The organism is Actinomadura logoneensis, assembly GCF_003428695.1.
In the GTDB taxonomy this organism is placed as follows: Bacteria; Actinomycetota; Actinomycetes; order Streptosporangiales; family Streptosporangiaceae; genus Spirillospora; species Spirillospora logoneensis.
Genome location: NZ_QURH01000652.1, coordinates 1 through 2,607 on the forward strand (window position 1 = coordinate 1; position 2,607 = coordinate 2,607).

3 protein-coding genes are annotated in these 2,607 nt (G+C 75.9%); all 3 read right to left on the bottom strand.

Translation table 11 applies throughout. The annotated features are described in order from the left end of the window. The coding region (locus DZF91_RS25165; protein WP_117359710.1) for a transcription antitermination factor NusB at positions 1–934 on the bottom strand (934 nt) is incomplete at its 3' end. After that, positions 934–1,872 (bottom strand): methionyl-tRNA formyltransferase, encoded by a 939-nt coding sequence (gene fmt, locus DZF91_RS25170; protein ID WP_117359711.1) that lies wholly within the window; start codon positions 1,870–1,872, stop codon positions 934–936. The genes DZF91_RS25165 and fmt, both read right to left, overlap by 1 nt. A 2-nt stretch (positions 1,873–1,874) precedes the next feature. After that, positions 1,875–2,420 carry a peptide deformylase gene (gene def / locus DZF91_RS25175; RefSeq protein WP_117359712.1) on the bottom strand — a complete coding sequence of 182 codons (546 nt, stop codon included), beginning with the start codon at positions 2,418–2,420 and terminating at the stop codon, positions 1,875–1,877. Between the last annotated feature and the right edge of the window lie 187 nt (positions 2,421–2,607).

A 2,607-nucleotide genomic window follows, 5' to 3' on the forward strand; every position in this document is an offset into this window, starting at 1 on the left:
CGTCGGCGGCCAGCAGCCGGGCCCCGCGCTGCGTCGCGACCGCCGAGAGCAGGCCCGCCTTGCCGCCGGGACCGGCGCACAGGTCGGCCCAGCGGGCGTCCGGGCCGTCCATCTCGACGGCGGCGAGGGCGAGCGCGACGAGCTGGCTCGCCTCGTCCTGCACGGCGGCGCGGCCGTCGCGGACGGCGGCGAACACCGCCGGGTCGCCGTCCGGCAGGACGGCCCCGACCGGCGAGTACGGGGCGGGCTCGGCGCCCTCCAGTTCGGCGAGCGTGGCGCGGCCGGGGCGGGCGACCAGGGTGACGCGCGGCCGGGCGTTGTCGGCGGCCAGCAGCGCGTCGGTCTCGTCCCGGTCCGGGCCGAGGGCGTCGCGCAGCGCCGACACGATCCACTTCGGGTGGCTGTGCCGGACCGACAGCCGGGTCGTGGCGTCCATGTCGTCCGGCGCGACGATCTCCAGCCAGCCCTCCAGGTCGCGCCCGGCGACCTTGCGCAGCACGGCGTTGGCGAACTTCGACTGGCCCGGGCCGGTCACGTCGCGGGCCAGCTCGACGGCGGTGCCGACGGCCGCGTGCGGCGGGATGCGGGTGGCGAGCACCTGGTGCGCGCCGAGCCGCAGCACGTCCAGCAGCGGAGGGTCGATCCGGCGCAGCTCGCGGTCGCTGCACAGCGCGAGGATCGCGTCGTAGGTGCCCCGGCCGCGCAGCGTGCCGTAGGTCAGCTCGGTCGCCAGGGCGGCGTCGCGGCCGGTCAGGCCGCGCTCGCGCAGCCGCGCCGGCAGCAGCAGGTTGGCGTAGGCGTCGCGGGTGTCCACGGCCCGGATCACGTCGAACGCGGTGCGGCGGACGAGGTCCTGCGGACGGCCGGTGCGGCGCGGCCCGTCCGGGCGGCGGTTGGCGTTGCTCCGGCCACGGTGGTGGCGGGTGGGCGGCATCAGGCGAGCGTGTCCTTGTCGGTGAGGGAGAGCCCGCGCGCCCAGTCGGCGGCGGGCATGCGGCGCTTGCCCTGCGGCTGGACGTCGCCGAGCGCGACCGGGTGCGTGGCCGTGCCGACCAGCACCCGGTCCTTGCCCGGCCGCAGCGCGCCGGGCGCGAGCGGTTCGCCGTCCCCCGCCGCGTCCGGGACGGGCCGGACCGGGAACAGCTTCAGCCGGGTGTCGCGGAACGTCGTCCACGCGCCGGGCGCGGGCGTGCAGGCCCGGACGAGCCGGTCGACGTGCAGGGCCGGGGACGTCCAGTCGACGCGGGCGTCCGCCGGGGTGAGCTTGGCGGCGTGCGAGACGCCCTCGGACGGCTGCGGGCGGGGCTCCAGCACCCCGGCCTCGATGCCGCTCATGGTGTCGACGAGCAGCGCGGCGCCCGCGACGGCGAGCCTGCCGAGCAGGTCGCCGGTGGTGTCGGTGGGCAGGATCGGCTCGGTCAGCACCCCGAAGACCGGGCCGGTGTCCAGGCCCTCCTCGATCTGGAAGGTGGCCGCGCCGGTCACGTCGTCCCCGTGCAGGATCGCCCGCTGCACCGGGGCCGCGCCGCGCCAGGCGGGCAGGATCGAGAAGTGCAGGTTCACCCAGCCGTGCCGGGGGATCTCCAGCGCGGCGGGCCGCAGGATCGCGCCGTAGGCGACGACCGGGCAGCAGTCCGGCGAGATCGCGCGCAGCCGGTCCAGGAACTCCGGGTCGGACGCCTTGACCGGCTTGAGCACCTCGATCCCGGCCTCCTCGGCCGCCTCCGCGACCGGGCTCGGGACCAGCTTGCGGCCCCGCCCGGCGGGGGCGTCGGGGCGGGTGACGACCGCGGCCACCTCGTGCGAGGAGTCCAGCAGCGCCTTCAGCGAGGGGACGGACGTCTCGGGCGTTCCGGCGAAGACGAGGCGCATGGTCAGATGGCCTTCCCGAGCGTGCGGTGCGGCGACACCTTGACCTGCGGAACGGGGTCGCCGAACCACTCGGCCTCGCGGATCGCCTTCATCGCCGCCTTGCGCTGCTCGGCGTCCATCCGGTCGATGAAGATGATCCCGTCCAGGTGGTCGGTCTCGTGCTGGACGCAGCGGGCCATCAGGTGCGTGCCCTCGACCGTGATCGGCTCGCCGTGCATGTTGAAGCCCTTGGCGACGGCCCGGACCGCGCGCGGGGTCGGGAACGCCAGGCCGGGCAGCGACAGGCAGCCCTCGTCGCCGGTCTCCTGCTCGTCCGACAGGTCCAGGGTCGGGTTGACCAGGTGGCCCAGCACGTCGTCCACGTAGTAGGTGAACACCCGCAGGCCGACGCCCAGCTGCGGCGCGGCCAGCCCGGCGCCGGGCGCGTCGATCATGGTGTCGGTGAGGTCCTTGACGAGCTGGCGCAGCTCCTTGTCGAAGTCCCTGACCGGCTCGGCAGGGGTGCGCAGCACGGGATCGCCGAAGAGGCGGATGGGCTTGACGGACAAGGAGGTCTCCGTTTCCAGGTGTCCAGGTTCGGGTCACCGGTCTCCGGGGTCGCCGGTCGCCGGTGCTCCCGGGTGCGCCGGGTCTGTCGGGCGCCACCGGGCGCGGGCGGTTCCGGAGGCGCTGACGGGTTCAGTCTACGAACCCTCCAGTCTAAGATCCCCCGGCGGCCGACCGCGCCCGGACGGC

Coding starts and splice junctions, on each gene's coding strand:
- fmt (WP_117359711.1), bottom strand. CDS start 1,872: ATGCGCCTCGTCTTCGCCGGAACGCCCGAGACGTCCGTCCCCTCGCTG.